The organism is Lysinibacillus sp. NPDC096212, assembly GCF_044763105.1.
Classification (GTDB): Bacteria; Bacillota; Bacilli; order Bacillales_A; family Planococcaceae; genus Lysinibacillus.
Genome location: NZ_JBIWFQ010000035.1, coordinates 36,035 through 54,126, shown reverse-complemented (window position 1 = coordinate 54,126; position 18,092 = coordinate 36,035). Strand labels below are relative to the sequence as shown.

The 18,092-nt window shown below is 35.5% G+C and carries 22 protein-coding genes; 7 read left to right on the top strand and 15 right to left on the bottom strand.

Features of this window, described 5'->3' with window-relative positions; translation table 11 throughout:
- Positions 1-120: 120 nt before the first annotated feature.
- Positions 121-858, bottom strand: a complete 738-nt coding sequence (locus ACIQ7T_RS24650) for a polysaccharide deacetylase family protein (RefSeq protein WP_370077169.1) — start codon at positions 856-858, stop codon at positions 121-123.
- A gap of 290 nt (positions 859-1,148) precedes the next feature.
- Between ACIQ7T_RS24650 and ACIQ7T_RS24645 the strand changes: the two genes are divergently transcribed.
- Positions 1,149-1,271 (top strand): hypothetical protein, encoded by a 123-nt coding sequence (locus tag ACIQ7T_RS24645; RefSeq protein ID WP_256469487.1) that lies wholly within the window; start codon positions 1,149-1,151, stop codon positions 1,269-1,271.
- Positions 1,272-1,328: 57 nt separating this feature from the next.
- Here ACIQ7T_RS24645 and ACIQ7T_RS24640 read toward each other — a convergent pair whose 3' ends face one another.
- Both ACIQ7T_RS24640 and ACIQ7T_RS24635 read right to left on the bottom strand, forming a co-directional pair.
- Positions 1,329-2,216: an RNA polymerase sigma-70 factor gene (locus ACIQ7T_RS24640; RefSeq protein ID WP_402874379.1), complete on the bottom strand. Its 888-nt coding sequence runs from the start codon at positions 2,214-2,216 to the stop codon at positions 1,329-1,331.
- A gap of 19 nt (positions 2,217-2,235) precedes the next feature.
- Positions 2,236-3,417: an NAD(P)/FAD-dependent oxidoreductase gene (locus ACIQ7T_RS24635; protein ID WP_402874376.1), complete on the bottom strand. Its 1,182-nt coding sequence runs from the start codon at positions 3,415-3,417 to the stop codon at positions 2,236-2,238.
- Between the two features lie 192 nt (positions 3,418-3,609).
- Here ACIQ7T_RS24635 and ACIQ7T_RS24630 point away from each other — a divergent pair, with 192 nt between their 5' ends.
- Together ACIQ7T_RS24630 and ACIQ7T_RS24625 are read left to right on the top strand one after the other, a co-directional pair.
- Positions 3,610-3,912: a YunC family protein gene (locus ACIQ7T_RS24630; protein ID WP_049663111.1), complete on the top strand. Its 303-nt coding sequence runs from the start codon at positions 3,610-3,612 to the stop codon at positions 3,910-3,912.
- Between the two features lie 121 nt (positions 3,913-4,033).
- Positions 4,034-4,675 (top strand): SIMPL domain-containing protein, encoded by a 642-nt coding sequence (locus ACIQ7T_RS24625; protein WP_402874374.1) that lies wholly within the window; start codon positions 4,034-4,036, stop codon positions 4,673-4,675.
- 132 nt (positions 4,676-4,807) lie between these two features.
- Here the strand turns inward: ACIQ7T_RS24625 and ACIQ7T_RS24620 are convergent, their stop codons facing one another.
- The 4 genes from ACIQ7T_RS24620 to ACIQ7T_RS24605 all read right to left on the bottom strand — a co-directional run bounded on the left by ACIQ7T_RS24620 (position 4,808) and on the right by ACIQ7T_RS24605 (position 7,966).
- Positions 4,808-5,350, bottom strand: coding sequence for a histidine phosphatase family protein (locus tag ACIQ7T_RS24620; protein ID WP_402874371.1), 543 nt, complete (start codon positions 5,348-5,350; stop codon positions 4,808-4,810).
- A 106-nt stretch (positions 5,351-5,456) separates the two neighbouring features.
- The gene (locus tag ACIQ7T_RS24615; RefSeq protein WP_402874368.1) at positions 5,457-6,329 is read right to left on the bottom strand and encodes a DUF4097 family beta strand repeat-containing protein; all 873 of its coding nucleotides are present in this window, start codon (positions 6,327-6,329) and stop codon (positions 5,457-5,459) included.
- 22 nt (positions 6,330-6,351) lie between these two features.
- The gene (locus ACIQ7T_RS24610) at positions 6,352-7,050 is read right to left on the bottom strand and encodes an ABC transporter permease (protein ID WP_370077179.1); all 699 of its coding nucleotides are present in this window, start codon (positions 7,048-7,050) and stop codon (positions 6,352-6,354) included.
- Positions 7,043-7,966, bottom strand: coding sequence for an ABC transporter ATP-binding protein (locus tag ACIQ7T_RS24605; RefSeq protein ID WP_370077181.1), 924 nt, complete (start codon positions 7,964-7,966; stop codon positions 7,043-7,045). Before ACIQ7T_RS24605 ends, ACIQ7T_RS24610 begins: the two co-directional genes overlap by 8 nt.
- Positions 7,967-8,123: 157 nt before the next feature.
- Between ACIQ7T_RS24605 and ACIQ7T_RS24600 the strand changes: the two genes are divergently transcribed.
- From ACIQ7T_RS24600 to ACIQ7T_RS24585, 4 genes are read left to right on the top strand one after another with little or no spacing between them, the layout of a single operon-like run.
- Complete coding sequence (locus ACIQ7T_RS24600) at positions 8,124-8,849, top strand: response regulator transcription factor (protein WP_402874364.1); 726 nt, start codon at positions 8,124-8,126, stop codon at positions 8,847-8,849.
- Positions 8,840-9,934: a sensor histidine kinase gene (locus tag ACIQ7T_RS24595; RefSeq protein ID WP_402874361.1), complete on the top strand. Its 1,095-nt coding sequence runs from the start codon at positions 8,840-8,842 to the stop codon at positions 9,932-9,934. Before ACIQ7T_RS24600 ends, ACIQ7T_RS24595 begins: the two co-directional genes overlap by 10 nt.
- 44 nt (positions 9,935-9,978) lie before the next feature.
- Positions 9,979-10,335 (top strand): hypothetical protein, encoded by a 357-nt coding sequence (locus tag ACIQ7T_RS24590; RefSeq protein ID WP_402874358.1) that lies wholly within the window; start codon positions 9,979-9,981, stop codon positions 10,333-10,335.
- Positions 10,336-10,393: 58 nt separating this feature from the next.
- A complete protein-coding gene (locus ACIQ7T_RS24585) occupies positions 10,394-10,639 on the top strand; it encodes a group-specific protein (protein ID WP_370077188.1) in 246 nt (81 codons plus the stop codon).
- 44 nt (positions 10,640-10,683) lie between these two features.
- Here the strand turns inward: ACIQ7T_RS24585 and ACIQ7T_RS24580 are convergent, their stop codons facing one another.
- The 8 genes from ACIQ7T_RS24580 to ACIQ7T_RS24545 form a co-directional block, all read right to left on the bottom strand.
- Positions 10,684-10,842 (bottom strand): DUF1540 domain-containing protein, encoded by a 159-nt coding sequence (locus ACIQ7T_RS24580; RefSeq protein WP_082172635.1) that lies wholly within the window; start codon positions 10,840-10,842, stop codon positions 10,684-10,686.
- A 167-nt stretch (positions 10,843-11,009) separates the two neighbouring features.
- A complete protein-coding gene (locus ACIQ7T_RS24575; RefSeq protein WP_402874355.1) occupies positions 11,010-12,272 on the bottom strand; it encodes an erythromycin esterase family protein in 1,263 nt (420 codons plus the stop codon).
- A gap of 83 nt (positions 12,273-12,355) precedes the next feature.
- Positions 12,356-13,093 (bottom strand): ABC transporter permease, encoded by a 738-nt coding sequence (locus tag ACIQ7T_RS24570; protein WP_370077192.1) that lies wholly within the window; start codon positions 13,091-13,093, stop codon positions 12,356-12,358.
- Positions 13,094-13,804: an ABC transporter permease gene (locus ACIQ7T_RS24565; protein WP_370077194.1), complete on the bottom strand. Its 711-nt coding sequence runs from the start codon at positions 13,802-13,804 to the stop codon at positions 13,094-13,096.
- Complete coding sequence (locus tag ACIQ7T_RS24560; protein ID WP_370077196.1) at positions 13,801-14,712, bottom strand: ABC transporter ATP-binding protein; 912 nt, start codon at positions 14,710-14,712, stop codon at positions 13,801-13,803. Before ACIQ7T_RS24560 ends, ACIQ7T_RS24565 begins: the two co-directional genes overlap by 4 nt.
- A 569-nt stretch (positions 14,713-15,281) precedes the next feature.
- Positions 15,282-16,634: a HAMP domain-containing sensor histidine kinase gene (locus ACIQ7T_RS24555; protein WP_370077198.1), complete on the bottom strand. Its 1,353-nt coding sequence runs from the start codon at positions 16,632-16,634 to the stop codon at positions 15,282-15,284.
- Positions 16,631-17,299 carry a response regulator transcription factor gene (locus ACIQ7T_RS24550; protein ID WP_370077200.1) on the bottom strand — a complete coding sequence of 223 codons (669 nt, stop codon included), beginning with the start codon at positions 17,297-17,299 and terminating at the stop codon, positions 16,631-16,633. Before ACIQ7T_RS24550 ends, ACIQ7T_RS24555 begins: the two co-directional genes overlap by 4 nt.
- A 279-nt stretch (positions 17,300-17,578) precedes the next feature.
- Positions 17,579-18,025 carry a VOC family protein gene (locus ACIQ7T_RS24545; protein ID WP_402874351.1) on the bottom strand — a complete coding sequence of 149 codons (447 nt, stop codon included), beginning with the start codon at positions 18,023-18,025 and terminating at the stop codon, positions 17,579-17,581.
- Positions 18,026-18,092 lie beyond the last annotated feature (67 nt).

The following is an 18,092-nucleotide window of genomic DNA, read 5'->3' as shown; positions in this document are numbered from 1 at the left end:
AACTTGAAAAAGCTGCCGCCTGCAAAATACAGACAGCAGCTTCAAAAGGTTGCTTAGCTTTTTTTCAAAATGTCCTTTACAAAGGGTACACTTTATGTTGCTGAGATGGCTTGTTTTTCCTTATTGCACTTGCTCTTGTTGCTGTTTGCTTTTAATCAACTCGGATATTGTGACAAATGTATAACCTTGTTTTTTAAGTTCTGGTAAGATTTCTTCCAGCGCCTTAATGGTCTGCGTACGATCTCCGCCTCCATCATGGAACAAAATAACATCTCCAGGCTTCGATCCCTTCATCACTTTTTGGATAATTTTGTTAACTCCTGGCTGTTTCCAATCTTGAGTATCCTGATGCCAAGACCACATAACTACTTTGTATCCATCCTTAACAGCAGAATTGATCATTTGATCATTATAGTAACCACCTACAGGACGAAACAAAACTGGTGCAAATCCAGTAATACCATAAATTATTTCCTTTGTCTTACGTAGTTGTGCCTGTAATTCAGCTACGGAAGCTTTAAACGGATGTGAATACGTATGATTGGCCAGCTCATGCCCTTCAGAATAAGATCGTAAAACAAGGTCTGGATATTTTTCTGCATTTTTTCCAATAACAAAAAACGTCGCCTTTGCATCATACTTTGCCAATAAATCTAAAATAGCTGCGGTATATTTGGGATGAGGTCCATCGTCAAAGGTTAGAGCAATTATTTTGTCTTTTGTGTTAATATCCCACACAACTTCCCCTGTCTCCTCATAATAAGGTCGACCTTTATCCGCATAAGTTGTCAGCCCTGTAAAAAATACCGATATAATTAAAAAACAAAGGGATAAAACCAATATATATTTACGTGTCATAAGCATCACCTCCCAATTTCTAATTCACATAACTCCGTCAACTTACTATTTACGAATTACATTGAATTATACTTGTGAAGGTTTGGCTGTTTTCTCCTCTTAACTATTTCAAAAAAATTAAATTTCCTGTTATATTTTGAACGAAATGTGAAAACACTCACAAAGTACTTTCTTTTTTCACTAATTGATGTAAAATAAAAGACATAACTGATATATAACAACGCAAGAAAAAATCAATCATTCCACCATCTGTTATAATACAAAAAAAACAACAAAGGGGATCTTTCATTATGTGGATTATTACAGTTTTTGAACAAAATACTTATCGTATGTTCGAATATAAAACTAAAAACGAGGCAACGGTTGCGTTAAAAAATTTCAAGCAAACAGCTATGCTTTCTTATACAAAATAATTTTAAAGAATCAACTCATATGATACGGGTTGATTCTTTTGACTTTTTACGTATAAATCAATTTTCAGCAACATATCTTAACTTTTCAGGGTTTACCATATAATAAATTGCTTCGATTTGTCCATGTCCAACTTCGAAGCCAATTACTGCCTGAATTTTATTCTCGAGTATTAATGCTAAGCCAGTTGTACCATTAATATTCATCAATTCTAATGTATAATTTTCTTCATTATTTTCAAACTTACGAAAAAGAGCAGATAATAAACGGAAAACTTTTTCACGACCGTAAATAGGATGTAATGCAGCTGTAGCCTTTCCTCCACCATCTGCGTAATAAACAACATCTTCTTTTAAAATATGAACAAGCTCCTTGACCTTTCCTTGTTGAAAAGCAGACATGAAAACAGTCACTGTATTTTTTATTTCCAACTTGTCTGTAACTATACTATTTTTTCTAACTAGCTCAGGTAATTTCTTTTTTATTCTACTTAAAATTTTCCTGCAATTTATCTCACTTTTATCAACGATTGCAGCAATTGTTGGATACTCATACTCAAAAACTTCTCTCAGAATAAAAATAGCCCGCTCAATTGGATTTAGTTCCTCAATCAAAATCATAATTGCTAGTGAAATACTCGTATCATTTAAAATAGTAAACAAAGGATCATTCTCATGTAATGCTAGAGGTTCAGGCAACCATGTTCCCGTATATAATTCTCTTTTTTTCCTTGAAGACTTTAACAAATCCAAGCAACGATTCGTCACCATCTTGCATAAAAGAGCTTTTATATTGTCCATATGATTTACTCTGGTTTTCCCTATCTGCGCAAATACATCCTGTACGATATCCTCGGCATCTGATGCACTACCTGTCATGCGATAGGCAATTGAAAAAAGCAGTGATTTATACTCTTTATACAACTGACTTATTAACTCATTATCCATTGCTCACCTCATAAGCTGTTTATTTTTGAAGACTTGCTAATTCCCAAGTGTAGTATCTTATTCTTGCACCTATTTTTCCAGTTATCGTAAAATCAAGCCCCCATTTTCGTGTCCACACAAACCCATTATTTGGTCCTAAACTAATACAAAAGAATTTTACGGGATATGACTCGTGTAATATGTTCACTGGTGTTTGGTTTATTGATGCCTTCAATATTTTACTTAGCCTTGTCGCTTGTGGAATAGCTTCCTTACATGTCATACCATCTGGAAGATTATTTTTATAATCTACTACTAATGCGCAATCTCCAATGGAATAAATATGTTCCTCATCTTTAACCTGATAGAAATGATTAACAATAATTCGATGCTCTTCTGAGATAGGTAAACCTAATCTAGAAATGATTGGATTTGCTTCTACCCCAGGATTAAAGATACAAGTTCCTACAGAATATTTTTGGCCATCATTAGTAGATAACTGACCATCTTTACAATGAGAAACCCTTGTTTCATTTTTGACGACTACCCCAATATTTTCAAGATGGTTGACGAGTTTCTCACTTACTTTCACAGGTGCTTCTGGTAAAAGTCGATCCTTTGCATCAAAAAGTAAAACTTCCACTAAACTTGGATTAACACCTGCTTCTGCCAACTTTTCTTTAGACCACACAGCAATTTCAGCAGCTGTTTCAATACCTGCGATTCCTCCACCTACAACAGCTACCTTAAATAAACTTTGGTTTTGTTGTGATTTCTCCAAGGCTTTAAATGATTCCATCAGTGACAATAGTTGTTCTCTTATTTCTATGGAGCTCTGCTTATCTTTTAAAGTGATTCCACCAAAACCTTTAGATATCTCTCTAATTACACTTCCAAATGCCAGCACCAAGTAATCATAATGTAAATCTATAGTTTTCTCGTTTTCCATCTTAATAGTAATTTGTTGATTTTGCTTCTGAAGAGCTAATGCTTCCCCTTGAATAAATTCAATCCCGTTCTGACAATATTCGGTAAAAGGTATTTTCAAATTTATATCCCTTATCGCAGCCCGAACAAGTAATACTTTTTTTAAATGATAACTATTTTTATCAATTAAAATAACTCTTACTGATTTTCCGATTTGACCTTGAAATTCCTTTTTTAATCCCTCTAATAAATTTATTCCAGCATAACCCCCGCCTACAATGACAATATTCTTCATCATAACTCCTCCTTTTTTCCTTATAACGAATTTACTTAATCGGTTGTGACATCATTTATAAGGTTTTTAAAAGTTATGATCGAGGATAATACATTTGCGTCGTTCGTTTTAGGTAACAAATAATTTTTAATGAAAAGTCGAACACCTTTTTATCTATCGCCATATGTATATAGAGAAAAGGAGTGATTTCGGATGGTAATAATTGAGCCTATTATGATTAAAGGCCATTTTTTCACTGCAGTAGTTGTTCAATTGCCAAAAACAACACTGCTGACAATTTCAAATGATACGGGCTACATTATGTGTGGGGCTTTAGATGTTGGTCTATTAAATGACCGCTTAGCAGACCGGAAGATTATTGCTGGTCGAGCAGTTGGTGTGAAAACAATTGATGAGCTATTGACGGCTCCATTAGAATCCGTGACATATGAAGCGCATCAACTTGGTATTACTGAAGGAATGTCTGGCGTAGAGGCATTATTAAAAATGGTATAATCGATATTTTTGGATATAAATAAAGCGTCAAAGCATTAAACTAGGCGCTTTTTCTTCATTATAAAACTCAATTGAACGATTTCATCTTGCATAGTATGAGCCTTTTGAAAGGTGGTATTCTATGTATTATACAAATGTTAGTCAGCAAACTCCCCGTGTCATAGTTGTGACTGGAACCGGAAAAGTAATGGCTAAAGCAGGCTATGTCCAGCTTCAAGTAGAGGTAAGTACACAAGCGAAAAATGTACAAGATGCACAGCAGGAAAATGCGATGATTATGACTCGTGTCATACAATCCATTTTAGCTCTTCATATCCCAAAAGAACATATCCAAACGGCAGGCTACAATATTGCACCTCATTATGAATTTGAAAATGGTAAACAAGTTTTTAATGGCTATGAAGTGACAAATGCCATTTCCGTTAAAGTAACTAATACAAATCAGGTTGGCTCAGTCATTGATACAGCTGTGCAAAATGGTGCAAACCGCATTTCCTCTATACATTTTAACATTGAAAATACGGATACATACTACCAGCAGGCACTCAGCTTAGCTCTTCATAATGCCCAAATGAAAGCCAAAACAATTGCTGAAACGATGCATTTGCCCATCCAACCCCAGCCAATCGAAATCATTGAGGAACATGAAACTGGACCTGTCCTATATAGATCAATGGCGACGGTTGATTCCACCATTTCTACACCTATAGAACAAGGTCAAATTACTATTAATGCGAATGTCAGAGTGAAGTTTCAATATTAAATGAGCCTTCTACCTCATACCTGAAGGCTCTTGAGGTTATTGAAGCAGCCTCCAATCCAATCAACTTACACACTGAATACGTTTTAACTAGTGACATCGAACTTTTACTGAATAGGAGGCTATTTATTTTTATCATTCCCATATACGTTCTAGAGTCACTTCATGATCCTTAACACTTAACTGAAAAACATCTGGGTTACTTAGACGTGTCCAAAATTGAAAGTTAACATCGCTATTATAGTTTTTCAAAAGTAAGGTCATTATATTTCCATGACTAGCGATAATTGTATGTTCAGACTCACTTTTGAAAGTTTCCTCAACGACGTTAACGATACGTTCCATCGCTTCATTACTTGACTCTCCACCCTCAAACTTTAACTCCATATCGGTAAAAGTTGCTAGAAGTTTTTCATACCAATCGGGCAAATCACTTGTGCTTAATATGCGTTCTGAAAGGCGTTCGTCAATTTCAACATTTATATTTTCCCTCTTACTTAGCGGTTCTATAGTTTGAATTGCTCGTAAAAAGGGACTAGTAATAATTTGATCAATTTTTTTGTCAGCGAAAAACTCTGTTAAAACTTCAGCCTGCTGAAAGCCCTGTTCTGTTAAAGAAGCATCCGGTGACTGTCCCTTGGCTTCGCAATGCCTTATTACATAGATATGTTTAGCCATTTCTAACCTCCTAGAAGAAATATGGAGGACCGATCATTATTATCCACTACTTTTGAAACAAGTTCTCGTCTTAACAATATGCATTAACCTCACTGATTGTAAGTTTTTATTTTACGTTTATTATACCTCCTTTGCTAATTAGTTCCAATTCGTTTGATGCATCACCAATCTTACCTCTCTTTTGGTTTTCCGTATGTTTTTCTTTCTGGTAACCTTCTAAATTAACGCTTATGTCAGATGATTCACTGTTCGCTATAACCCCTAATGATTTTGGTGCCTCTTTGTATGAGATTGTAATATCCCCTGAAGACGTTTCTACAAATAGTGCTTTTCCTTCGCTGATTTCTTTCATTAAGACTTCACCGCTAGTCGAAGTAATTTTCGTTTTCGGACTGTTGACCCTAGTAATATAGCTATCACCATTTGTAGCAGCTATCGTTAATTCATTTAAAGAACTGTCTACGATACTTAATTCACCATCTTTTGATGTAATTGTACCTTTATCAGCCGATAGTCCTTTAATGATTTTAGCGCCAGAATCCGTTGAAATCGAAAGTTCTTCTGTTTCAATGTTGTTAATTTTGATATCACCATAACTATTTTTTAATGCAATCTTACTCACTGCATTTTTAGGGATATAAATGTGAATAGTATCTTTTTTTCCAAAGCTAAAGTTTTTCATAGCCCCTTTTTCAGTGTCTTGTTGAAGTACCTTTACTTTATTTCCGTCTTTCTTAATTTCAACAGGATTGCTTTGCTGCTTTTGTTGTTGCTTACCTTCAAATTCAATTGTTAGTTTATCAGATTCTGTATTTTCTAATGCTATATTCCAGGACTCTATGTTTAGTTCTAGTTCTTCTATTTGCTCAACACCAAAGGACTGTTCTTCAGTGATGCTCTTTTCTCCATTGATTTTAAGAGTGAAGAATATTCCTCCTACCGCAATAACGAATATTAAGGCTATGATTGCTTTTTTCACTTTACATCCTCATTTCTCATTTTTAAGTTAAATCTACTTTGTCGACTTTATAATAGGACAGATAGCCGATAATAAGCCCTAATAGACACATTATTGTTGGGACAATGATAAATTGAGATAAACTTGTAGATGTATCCCCATTTGAAACCGTTGCATTAATCAAAAATCCAATTAAAACAGCGGATGTAATTGTCGCAGCTGTTGATTTTTTTCGCATACCAAAATACAAAGGAATTAAGCTTACCCCAGCCATCATAAAAGCAATGATAAAAGTAGACGGTATAGTAGCTACCATATCCTGTATCTCAACAGGAGATTCAAAGAAGTTCATCATTGGATTTAAAAAATAAACAGCGATATTCATCATTAAGGTCGCAATGATAATGCTAAAGAAACAAAATCCGAAAACTAAAGACAGCTTAGCAAAAATAATTTTTTTCCTTTTTAATGGATACGTAAATAATAATTGAACCGTCTTATTTTTGTATTCGTCAATGACTAAACGAGATAGAATTACACTCGAAAAAATGATAAAAACAATGCGAATTAATATATTTGTCAAAGACATAAAATCTGTATAATCTTGAAACATCTTTTCATCTGCAGAACCAACTGCCATAAGTGCCACTGCCGCAAAAATTCCAATAATACAAATGGTTAAGCCTTTAAAATAGCTAGACATACTATTCTTTTTCCATTCAAGTTTTAATAGTTTAAGCAATTTGATTCCCTCCATTAATAAGGTTTAAGAAATACTCTTCTAAATGCTGTTGCTGTTTTTCAATGCTATTGACAGTAATATTATTGAATATAAGTTCTTTATTAATTTGAGATTGAGAAATATCATGTTCAAAAATTCGAATACAATGCTGATTGACAATCTCATATTTTCGAATTCCTAACTTGTTCTCTAGCACATGAATCGCTTTTTTCACATCGTCTATTTTAATCTCCAGATACTCCATGTTCTCTTTTCGAATATCGTCCATTTTTACTTCCTTTAATAATTTCCCATGATGAAGGATGCCAATTGTATCTGCTATTGATTCAATTTCTGACACGATATGACTTGATATTAATATAGTGATTCCAAGCTTCTCCTTTAGATATAACAAGAGCTCTCGAATATCTTTAATACCTATTGGATCAAGACCATTTATCGGCTCATCCAAAATAAGAATTTCTGGTTTAGCAACAATGGCACGTGCGATACCTAATCTTTGCTTCATTCCTAGAGAAAATTCATGTATTTTTTTATGTTCAACACCATTAAGACCTACTATCTCTAATGCCTCTTCGGTAGCTCCTTTTTCATAAACTCCAATATACTCACAGTGAAGCTCTAAATTCTCCTTCGCTGTTAGCCTGTCATAAAATTCCGGGTACTCGATAATACTGCCTATTTTACTTAAGTATTGATAGGAAGTAGTAGAAATGGATTGATTCAATATTTTAATTTCACCTGAAGTTGGTTTTACTAAATTTAAAATCATCTTCATAATCGTTGTTTTTCCAGCCCCATTCGGACCTAAAAACCCATAAATCTCTCCCTTCTTAACATTCATATTGACATTCGAGACAGTTTCGATTCCTTTAAAGCTCTTACTTAATTGATGTAGTTGAATAACAGTTTCCATGTTATGTGCTCCTTACCATTTTGAATTCGTTACATTAAGCTTAATAAACGAAAGTAAAATCAAAGTAAACTCGATGGAAAATGACAGTAATTTTTTCAAGATAGTAAAGATATAAAAATCAGAAGCTGTTATGATGAAATTGAAATGAGGGATAAAAATGGAAACTGCTGAAAAAATCCTAATCGTAGATGATGAGATTGGTATCTTAAAATTATTAGAAATTACGTTACGGAAAGAAAACTTTATCAATATTGATACTGCTTCAACAGGTAAAAGTACACTACAGCTTGTAAAAGACAAGCATTACGATATTATTTTGCTCGATATAATGCTACCAGATATAAGTGGCTTTGAACTTTGCACAGAAATACGCAAGCATACAAATACACCTATTATTTTTGTCAGTGCTCGCTCTACCGATTTTGATAAATTAACAGGATTGGGTATTGGCGGAGATGATTATATTACAAAACCTTTTAATCCTTTAGAAGTCGTCGCTCGAATAAAGGTCATCCTTCGACGTCAAAAAATGTATGAAAGTGCTCAACAACAGCAGACTACAAAATTTGATTTCGGTTATTTTGCTCTCAATCCTGAATCTGCAACATTAACCGTTCACAATCAGCTCGTCGAATGTACGGCTAAAGAGCTAGAGCTACTGCACTTCTTTTGTAAAAATCCAAATCGTATTTTTACAACTTCACAGCTCTACGAATTCGTGTGGGGAAATGATGTATATGGTGAGGAGAAAACCGTCACGATTCATATTTCGAAGCTAAGGAAAAAGCTTGGGGATGATACGCGTAAACCTAAAATAATTGTGAACTTAAGGGGCATTGGGTATAAATTCATTCCACTGAAAGAGGATTCACTATGCGAATAAACACTCGATTTACGTTACATCTTGCATTGGGGATTATTCTGTGGATGCTTTTGAGTGGAATTTGTATTGTGATCGGACTCGAAGGTATTCTCCCACTCTTTAAAAAATCTGTTAGTGAAGCTTATCAGAGTCTACTAGTCGCATGGATTTTCGGATTCAGCACTATTGTTTGTATCGCTGTATTTGGCTGGTATTTCGGGGGTCCTCTTGGTTTTATAATGTCTTGGATCCATCAGCTATCACAGGAAAACTATACACAACCTGTTGGACTATCTAAAATCTATACACGCAAAGGAAAGCTCCGTATGCGTTATATGTTATATCAAGAGGTACTTCAACACCTACAATCCTTATCAGGAAAATTAAAAGCTGCTGAAACAGAACGTGAAAAGGTTGAACAAGCAAAACAAGAATGGATTGCCGGTATATCCCATGATTTAAAAACGCCATTAACGTATATTACAGGCTACTCTACCCTACTATTAAACGATCAATACGATTGGTCCAAGGAGGAAGCTCGTTCCTTTATTCAAGAGATTGCAGATAAAGGCAAGCATATGGAGGAACTTATTCAAGATTTAAGTCTTGTCATTCAGTTTAATAATACAGACGGTCAGTTACCCTTGCATAAAACAAATCAGGATATTGTGGATTTCACAAAAAGAATTGTTGCCAATATAAGCAACAATCCACAGGCCAATGACTATATATTGCATTTTAAAACTGATACATCTGTTATAAACATTGACATTGATACAAAATTCATGCAACGCATATTACAAAACATTCTTATGAATGCCGTTATCCACAATCCACCTAATACAGATATTTATACACAGATTTTTAACAGGGCAGAGCATGTAGAAATCCACATTGTGGATAATGGCATAGGTATGTCTCAACACATGATGGACAATATATTCCAACAATATTATCGAGGAACTACTACAGAATCTTCTTCTGAAGGTACTGGACTGGGCATGGCGATTGTTTATAAACTCGTTCAAGCTCATAACGGCACTATCTCAGTACAGAGCGAACCTTCTAATGGGACAACGTTTATTATTACATTACCTAAAAAGTAATATGGGAATTGAACACTTTTGGATGTCGCCCGAGTTGTCAGTTGTTGGACTTGAGCAGTTCTTCGGCGGGCCTGATCACTTTCAGGGCGGACCTGATCACTTTTGAGTCATATCCGATCACTTTCGGGGCGGACCTGATCACTTTTGAGGCTTACCCGATCACTTTCGGGGCGGACCCGATCACTTTTGAGGCTTACCCGATCACTTTCGGGGCGGACCTGATCACTTTCAGGGCGGGCCTGATCACTTTTGAGTCATATCCGATCACTTTCGGGGCGGACCTGATCACTTTTGAGGCTTACCCGATCACTTTCGGGGCGGACCTGATCACTTTTGAGGCTTACCCGATCACTTTCGGGGCGAGCCCGATCAACTTGAAGGCCTGCCAGAACCATTCATGAAATCGTATTGTTTGACATATATTAAAGCATCATAAATCGGTTCAATAAGGAGGATTCCATGCAATCTGAAAAATTGCGACTAAGAAAGATTCAACATCTTGCTCATGAAATTACTGATGAAATGAATAAAGGTGAAGAACTTACTCACTTAGAAACTTTGATTCCCGTTATTGATAATTTATCTCGTGCTATTGGTGATTTAACAGATTCCTATGGACAGTATTCATTAGATTATGTAGAGGAAAAAGTGAAGAATGCTCATGCGCTTTTATTTAGCAAGGTAAAAGTCGATGTCTATTTATAAAGATATTGGAAAAGGGTAACCATTTATATGGTTACCCTTACTATTTAATGCGTTTCAGGATTAAATGTCTTACAATCTGTTTCTTCACTATTAGATGCCTGTTGTCCCTTTTGACTTACAACATAGATTTTTTCTGCACCACATCTGTTTCCAGAGTTCCAAAATGTACAGTTATTAACTTCACAAAGAATTTCTTGTGCCATTGTTTCCACACCTCCTCTTTTTTATCATTAACAAAATTGAAGTATTCAATACAGAAGGTGTAATGAAACAGAAGAATATGGATGTTTACTGGCTTTTGGTAAAGAAACTCATCCATAATTCCAAAAAATGCTATTACCTACGAAGGTAATAGCATTTTTTTCGCGCATTATTCAATAACTTTTGTCGGTGTTGCCTCTTGAACAATTATCATGCCATCATATGCCTCAGCAGGTGTCATTTTAATCGTATAAAGCATCTGTGTGAACTTGTACCAAAAGCTAAAATCATCGCCGATATTGCCCATTCTTTGTTCTTTTGCTACGATGTCAGCTAACTCCTGAGATTCATTAGCCTTTTTAAAGTCTACATAGAAAATATTGTCCTTGACCTCACTAAAGGCGTCTACTAAAGCATCATGATGTTCAATCGTATAATTTTTTCTTTCGCCTGACCCATTTTGTGCCTGAAACGTATTGTTAACAAAGTCAGTCCCAATAGCATAGTACGCATCTTTATACACTTCGTCTAAGTATTGGCCCATAGATTTGTATCCTGCCATATTCGCTGAAGTTTTCTCTATATGCCCATTATGAGCAGACATCAGTACTTTATCATGATCTTGAGCCGCTTCAAAATCAACGATCCATTGTAAGTTGTTCGCTAAATACTCATCACGAAGACTCATATAATTGCTGTCATTTAAAAATAATTGCGTGCGTTGCTTGATGATTTGTGCATATTGAGCAGCAAATAAATATGCTTCTTTCGAGGATTGCTTTTCATAAGAATCTTTATTTTTTTGCAAATCCTTGATGATTGCATCAATATTTTTATCAAGCTCCTCTAGCTGACTAGTTGATAAATCTCTCATTGTTTTATTCGTTACATCTTTTAGCTGTGCCTTATATTTCTTACCGCCTTCACTATTAACCACTTCGTAATAATCTAGTAACCCTTTTTTACTATAATCATAGCGTTGCATATCGTTACCGTAAAAATAAATTTTATCTTTCTCATCTGCAGCCATGTTATAATCATGCATCCACTGAACAAACTCAATCATTTGCTCCGTTTTATAGATACCATAATCCAAAGCTTTTACCGCTTCCTCAGCTGTGCCAGTACCATTTAAAATAAACTGATTAATTTGCTGAGCGCCACCAAAATCTCCTTCTAATACAAAAACACGAACATTTTCATTGTTAATTAAAGCCTGAAATACATCCTTCTTTAATGTTTGGAATTCAACGTTTCCATGTGTTGCTTCTCCAAAACCAATTACTTTCACATAATTTGGAATATCGATATCTTCAACCGCGGATGTATATTTCGAAGCATCCTTAACGGCTTCTCCCTTGCCACATCCCGCTAGAGATAACAAAAGAAATAATGCTGAAATTAATAAAAAGCTCTTTTTAACAAATACCATTTATAAAATTCTCCCTTAAAAGTTTATCCCTTATCGCCCTATTGGTGAAGACTAAGTGGGGATGAGTAAATCCCCATTTCACTTTATACAGCTTTTCGTTGGAAATATAAATACCCTCCAAGGAAAAACAGTACGAACCCTCCTCCTACAACTGTTAATAATTGATCCCAAGATACGAAGAATACATCATCCATATTGCCGCCTACATACATCATTGAGAATGGTTGAGCCCATGGATAGTAGGGTCCGATAGTTTTTGAATTGATTGCTAATATAGAAGGTAAAGTAAAAATTACATTAACAGCAAATGGAGCAGCGAAGCTTTTAAACATGATAGACATCCACAACTGCAAAGCCACTAGTGGCAATGTCGCTACCCATCCTCCGATAATGCTCTTCCAAACAATCTCCATCGGGAAAGGATCTGTATAGCCCTTTATCATGCCTACAGCAAATATAGAACATAAATATAATAATTGCATCGCCATCATAAGAATCATGATTAACACATATTTTGCAGCAAATACTTTTCCTCTTGTTACCGGCAATGCTAGAAGCTGTTTCCAACCACCACATTGATGCTCATATCTACAAATAAGACTTGCAAATACCCCTGCAATTAAAGGTAGAAACAATAATGCGTACGTTAAATTCATTGAAAACAAAGAAATGTACCAATGATTCACATCAATACCTTGCATATTAGATTCCATATTTGATGTTAATCCGATAAAAAGTCCGATTATCGGTCCTGCTAAAATGATTGGCACCATTTTTGATTTTCTCAATTTAAACCATTCAGCGCTCAGTATAGACCACATTTACTTTACATCCCTTCTAGCAAAATCTATCATTCCGATAATATACAGTAAAATACCAATACCTACTCCAAGCATGACATTAATAACAGGCTCATCCCATTGATTCATTAACGATGGCCATTTCCAAATCATCCAGTCAGGCAATACAAATGATGAATAAGCAAAAATCACGCCGAAAATACCTACTGTAATTGGGATCCCTTGATTATGACAAACACTCGCAATCCAAAGTTGCAGTGCCAATATTGGCAACGCTGCAAAGTATGGATAGTAAGCAAATTTAGCAATTTCCATATAGGGTGTGCTATCGCCTAAATCTAAAAAGATTCCGTAAGCCAGTGTCATTAACATTAAAATCGTGGAAGACAAGAACAGTAAAATCGCTAGAACCGTGAACTTTGATAAATACACCGTTAATTTAGACACCGGTAGTGCAATTAATTGCTTCCAAGCGTTCGTTTCATTTTCAATGCTCGCCATAAATGAAGTTAAAATAGCAATCCCTAATACGATAGCAAGTGGTGTAAATGAATGAACATTTAATAAATAGAAACCCCAATCGTCCTCGCTTTGCTCTAACAAATAGTCCTTCCTTACGCCGTAATTTACCATTTGCATGGCAACAACACCAATTGGTCCTAAAGCTGTTAAAAACCATAATCCTTTGCGTTTAATTTTCAAAAAGTCAGAAGTTAACAGTTTCCCTATCATAGCGCTTGCTCTCCTGTTGTCATTTGAAGGAAAATCTCCTCTAAAGATCGTTTCTCTTCCTCTACTCGATATACCGAAATACCTTCTTGTACAAGGATTTGTACAATATGTGCTACTTTTTCATCTGAACATTCATCAAATAAAATGAGGTCATCCTTATGTTCTGCCTTAATGCCATTTGCCACTAATGAACGCCAGCCCTTTTCACTATCGCTCACTTTAATTACTACCTTTGGCTGAGCAAATCTACGCATTGCTTCAATTGAATCTTGGAAAATCATTTTCCCCTTTGTCACAATGCCCACTTGCGTTGCCATTTGATCTATTTCAGATAATAGATGGCTTGAAATAATAATCGTCATTCCATATTCTTCAGGAAGTCGTTTAATCAAATTACGAATTTCAATAATACCAGATGGATCAAGACCATTCGTTGGCTCGTCTAAGATAAGTAATTCAGGATTATGTAACAAAGATGCAGCAATACCTAAACGTTGCTTCATTCCAAGTGAAAAGCCTTTTACTTTTTTATCTGCAGCATCCTTTAAACGAACAATTTCTAATACTTCATCGATGCGTGACTTCGGTACACCTAAAATTTTTCTTAACGCTTCTAAATTTTCATAGGCCGTCAAATGTGGATAATAAGAAGGATTCTCTACTAATGAACCAACCTTTGCTAAAATATTAATTCGTTCCTTCGTTAAATCTTTTTGGAAGATTTTAATGGTCCCAGAAGTTGGCTTCATTAATCCAAGAAGCATACGAATCGTCGTAGTTTTCCCCGCTCCATTCGGTCCTAAAAATCCGTATATTTCACCTTTGCGTATTTTTAAATTTATATTTGATACAGCTTGCTCTTTACCAAAGCTCTTTGATAAATTTTCTGTTTGTATGATATATTCCATTGTCCTCACCTCTGTAATTATCATAAGAAATGAAGGTTAAAAACAGGTAAGGCTCAAGTTTAAATTTTGTTTAAAAAAGATACTTTATCATAACGTGGGTTGATTTCCGTTCCGACTGGGTGCTTTGCCGCTGTCGCTTCGCTTTCGGGCAGATAAAACATTTGTTGCTGACGCTTCGCTTTCGCACAGAGCAAAGCTTCCTGGGGGCGTCCGATGAGCCGCTTCGCTTCGCTGCAGGGTCTCGGGCCAACACGATGTTGGTCACGAAGGCGTTATCACAGGATGTGATGGTTTTAGCCTTCGTTCCTCTATCGCTAATCCCCAAGGAGTCACCCAGCCTCCACTCCAATCAACTTATTTACATGGCGTACGTTTTAACAAATGGTATCCCTACTCTTGTGATGAGCATTAAAAAGAAGATAGCAATTCCGATTGCCTTACTCCATTCTACTTTCCCAAGGAGTCTGTATGCATTATGAATAAAAAAACAGCATGCCATAAGCTTTGCTGGCATACTGTTTGAACAATTACTGAAATGAAGCATGCCTTAGCATGCTTCACGAAATATTCTATTTGTAGTGTTTAATTTTAATCTTTGTGCCGGATTCGCTGGACTCTATATCCCACTCTAAATCCATGCCCTTCACCATAATATCAACAATCGATAAGCCGATACCAGCACCTTTCGCATTGGATTCATTTTTCATTCCTTTTCCGTGATCCTTTATGATAAATGCATCATAGCGCTCCGTCGATTCGGTTTCGACGCCAATATATTTCCCGCTACTCGCATGACGTAATATATTTTGAAACAAATTATCAAATATACGTCCAAGCCAAATCGGATCAATTTGCCATTCATTTTTCTCAAATGGATGTAGCTCAATATCGATTTCAAAGCCTTCCTTTTCAAACACTGGATACCATGTCGTCATTTGCTCACGTACAAAACGTATAACGTTGATTTCTTTCGCCTCAAATTTATATTTACTAGCCGTCAGCAATGTATAGGACATTAAATTTTCTATTAAGGCGTCAATATTAACAATCGACGTTTCCATTGCCTTAATCGCTTGTTTTCCATCCTCTGATAATACCTCTTTACTAACTGAATATGATTGTGCTCGTATTTTCGTTAATGGTGTTCGTAAATCATGTGATAAATTAGCAATCAATTCACGTCTTAACTGTTCTTCCTTCTGCTCACGATTCTTACTCTCCCTAAGCTCACACACCATGCGATTAAAGCTTTGTTCAAGCTGACCAATTTCATCCTTCTTCTTGACCTTCGTTTCAATAGGTAAGCCATCTACATCACGAATTTCCATCGCTTCCTGAAGACGCAATAGTCGTCTTCGAATCCCTCTGAAAAATAAAAAGGAGACTATAATGAAAAATAATATAATCGCAATAACACCGAAAAATACGAATGCTCCATATTGTTCATAAACATTTTTAAGAGGTGGATTAAACACTTCTCTTGGAATCTCAAAAACGATAAACCCATTTGATTCGTCCTGTCCTAAAAAAGCTATAACTGTAAACGGATCTTCCCCATATCGCTCTTTAATAAATTTTGTAGTATACGCTGGAGTCCATTTCGATGGAAGCTGTTCCTTCACATTCACTTTTGTTAGTAAAGTTCCATCCTCGTTTACCCAAAACATAGAAGATTTTGGATATTGCTTTTGCCAATCCTCAAAATGTTGAGAAACGGCTACATCTGTAAAACTTTTTATACTTTTAGCTTCCGTATGCCATTTTTTCTCTACTTCGTTTTCTCTGAGAACTTCACTTGAAAAATCAGTTTTTCCTATTCCAAAAATAAAAGCGGCACTAGCAAAGTATGATAATTGAACAATAGAGATGGCTAAAAAAATAATCAACATATACTTTGCTAATAATGATCGGAAAAATTTCATAGCTTCACCCTATACCCAATGCCTCGAATGGTTTCGATAATCGTCGGTTTGGCTGGATTTACTTCTATTTTTTCTCTTAAGTATCGAATATGCACCATTAATGTTTTATCACCTTCTATGTAACTTTCACCCCAAACACCTTCATAAAGCTGTTCCTTCGTTAAAATTTGATTTAAGTGGCGAATAAAATACTGTAATAGATAGAACTGCTTACCTGTTAATTGAATTTCTTCATCGGTCTGCTTATTGATAATCCGCATATCTTTCGTATAAATTTTTAGATGCTGAAGATCTAGCACATCATCATTCTTTTGATATCTTCTTAGTAAAACCTCAACCCGAGCTATAAGTTCATCTGGGTGAAATGGCTTTGTCAAATAATCATCTGCAAAATTGAGACCCTCTATTTTATCCTCTACAGCAGTTCGTGCTGACAGCATTAAAATCGGGATTTCTTTATTTTCCCGCTTAATTCTTTTGCCAATCGAAAAGCCATCTAAGCCTGGTAGCATCACATCCAATATAGCGATATCCTTAGAGGCTATGTGCTGATCGACTTCTTCACCAGATTCAAGCCATGTAACCTCGTATCCTCTTTCCGTTAAATCCTTTGTCACCCATTGGCCAATCTCTTTTTCGTCTTCTATGTACAATATGCGATACAATAGTAATCCTCCCAATCTAAGCTATATTTTAGAAATAATGTTATTCTGTATTATACGATTTCATAGATTTGTACTCAATCGTTGTTTGTAAAGTGAGAGATTCATTTAATAAATGCTCGAACATCATATCTAGTGCTAGGTATGTCGATAAAACTAAAAAGTTGGGCGATAACTATCAATTATGCCTCGGCATAATTACGTCCGTAGGCTTTAATTCCATCGATAAAACAAGCTAACAATAAAAAAACGTATTTGGATCCCCCAAATACGTCTATATCTTTAATTATTAATAATAATCAACATATCATTATCATCAAACTGCCACATGTCCCCATAAGCAACTTCCCAATAGTAGCCGTTTGGGTCTTGAAAATAGCCACTATAGCCTCCCCAGAATACAGTTTCTGGCTCCTTGACGATTTTTGCTCCTGCCTTTTTAGCTAAATCAAATACTTGATCTACCTCTTCTTTAGATTTTCCATTATAAGCGAGTGTAATTCCGTTAAAGCCATCTCCTATCGCAGGTGGATTTGCTTCATTAATATCTTTTACTAAACGGTCAATCGGAAACAGTGAGATTTTTGTCCCTCCATTATTAAAGAAAATAACATCCGGATTTGTTTCTTCACCATAAACAATTACTTCAAACCCTAGACCCTCTCGATAAAATTTAAGAGACTCTACCATATCTTTTACACCCAATGTGATTAAATTTAAACGATTCATCCTACTCTCTCCTTTATAAAAGATTCAATTACTTATTCTATCTTAAGCATTGAATCCCCTTCTAACT

Excerpts from the sequence above, each read along its gene's own strand:
- ACIQ7T_RS24645 (WP_256469487.1), top strand. The coding sequence starts at position 1,149 with ATGTGGATTATTACAGTTTTTGAACAAAATACTTATCGTATGTTCGAA.
- ACIQ7T_RS24640 (WP_402874379.1), bottom strand. The coding sequence starts at position 2,216 with ATGGATAATGAGTTAATAAGTCAGTTGTATAAAGAGTATAAATCACTG.
- ACIQ7T_RS24625 (WP_402874374.1), top strand. The coding sequence starts at position 4,034 with ATGTATTATACAAATGTTAGTCAGCAAACTCCCCGTGTCATAGTTGTG.
- ACIQ7T_RS24555 (WP_370077198.1), bottom strand. The coding sequence starts at position 16,634 with ATGAAATTTTTCCGATCATTATTAGCAAAGTATATGTTGATTATTTTT.
- ACIQ7T_RS24650 (WP_370077169.1), bottom strand. The coding sequence starts at position 858 with ATGACACGTAAATATATATTGGTTTTATCCCTTTGTTTTTTAATTATA.
- ACIQ7T_RS24630 (WP_049663111.1), top strand. The coding sequence starts at position 3,610 with ATGGTAATAATTGAGCCTATTATGATTAAAGGCCATTTTTTCACTGCA.
- ACIQ7T_RS24600 (WP_402874364.1), top strand. The coding sequence starts at position 8,124 with ATGGAAACTGCTGAAAAAATCCTAATCGTAGATGATGAGATTGGTATC.
- ACIQ7T_RS24635 (WP_402874376.1), bottom strand. The coding sequence starts at position 3,417 with ATGAAGAATATTGTCATTGTAGGCGGGGGTTATGCTGGAATAAATTTA.
- ACIQ7T_RS24575 (WP_402874355.1), bottom strand. The coding sequence starts at position 12,272 with ATGGTATTTGTTAAAAAGAGCTTTTTATTAATTTCAGCATTATTTCTT.
- ACIQ7T_RS24585 (WP_370077188.1), top strand. The coding sequence starts at position 10,394 with ATGCAATCTGAAAAATTGCGACTAAGAAAGATTCAACATCTTGCTCAT.
- ACIQ7T_RS24580 (WP_082172635.1), bottom strand. The coding sequence starts at position 10,842 with ATGGCACAAGAAATTCTTTGTGAAGTTAATAACTGTACATTTTGGAAC.
- ACIQ7T_RS24595 (WP_402874361.1), top strand. The coding sequence starts at position 8,840 with ATGCGAATAAACACTCGATTTACGTTACATCTTGCATTGGGGATTATT.
- ACIQ7T_RS24620 (WP_402874371.1), bottom strand. The coding sequence starts at position 5,350 with ATGGCTAAACATATCTATGTAATAAGGCATTGCGAAGCCAAGGGACAG.
- ACIQ7T_RS24570 (WP_370077192.1), bottom strand. The coding sequence starts at position 13,093 with ATGTGGTCTATACTGAGCGCTGAATGGTTTAAATTGAGAAAATCAAAA.
- ACIQ7T_RS24565 (WP_370077194.1), bottom strand. The coding sequence starts at position 13,804 with ATGATAGGGAAACTGTTAACTTCTGACTTTTTGAAAATTAAACGCAAA.
- ACIQ7T_RS24605 (WP_370077181.1), bottom strand. The coding sequence starts at position 7,966 with ATGGAAACTGTTATTCAACTACATCAATTAAGTAAGAGCTTTAAAGGA.
- ACIQ7T_RS24560 (WP_370077196.1), bottom strand. The coding sequence starts at position 14,712 with ATGGAATATATCATACAAACAGAAAATTTATCAAAGAGCTTTGGTAAA.
- ACIQ7T_RS24545 (WP_402874351.1), bottom strand. The coding sequence starts at position 18,025 with ATGAATCGTTTAAATTTAATCACATTGGGTGTAAAAGATATGGTAGAG.